General features: G+C 76.7%; 1 protein-coding gene. It reads right to left on the bottom strand.

Translation table 11 applies throughout. The features are described 5' to 3' along the window. The coding region (locus BKE38_RS33850; RefSeq protein ID WP_367596152.1) for a ChuX/HutX family heme-like substrate-binding protein at nt 1-318 on the bottom strand (318 nt) is incomplete at its 3' end. Between the last annotated feature and the right edge of the window lie 198 nt (nt 319-516).

The following is a 516-nucleotide window of genomic DNA, read 5'->3' as shown; positions in this document are numbered from 1 at the left end:
CTGGCCGGGGCGGCGGGCGCCCTGCAGGGTCAGCAGCGGCTCGCCGGCGGCGTCGAAGAGCTCGATGGCGGCCAGCGGCCCGTCGGCGGTCGGGCGGATGACATGCCAGGCCTCGGCGATGCCGGGCTGCCAGAGGCGCAGGGACAGGCCCTGCTCGGCGAGCTCCAGCCAGCCGTCGCGCTCGCGCGGGCGCGGCGGGGCGCCGTGCAGCAGCTGGACGGCGTGGCGGTTCCCCAGCGAGATGGCCAGCGGCAGGGCCTCGGCGGCCGCCTGGCGCAGGGCCGCGGCCGCGGCGCCGGGGGCGAGGCGGCGGGCCAGGTCGTCCCCGGCCAGACGATAGGCCTGGCGGCGCGTCGCCTGGTGGCGGCGCAGCAGGGCGACAAAACTGTGCAGGTCGCGCAGCGCCCGCCAGTCGGCCCGCAGCGCCGCGGCATCTGTCTCGTATACACATCCGAAGCCGCCGACGATCTGACGCGTGTGGAGCGCGTGTGTCGCCGGGCGCTATGCACAAAAACA

This window comes from Teichococcus deserti, from assembly GCF_001982615.1.
In the GTDB taxonomy this organism is placed as follows: domain Bacteria; phylum Pseudomonadota; class Alphaproteobacteria; order Acetobacterales; family Acetobacteraceae; genus Pseudoroseomonas; species Pseudoroseomonas deserti.
The sequence above is the reverse complement of the archived record's forward strand: the minus strand, read 5'-3'. Positions and strand labels throughout refer to the sequence as shown.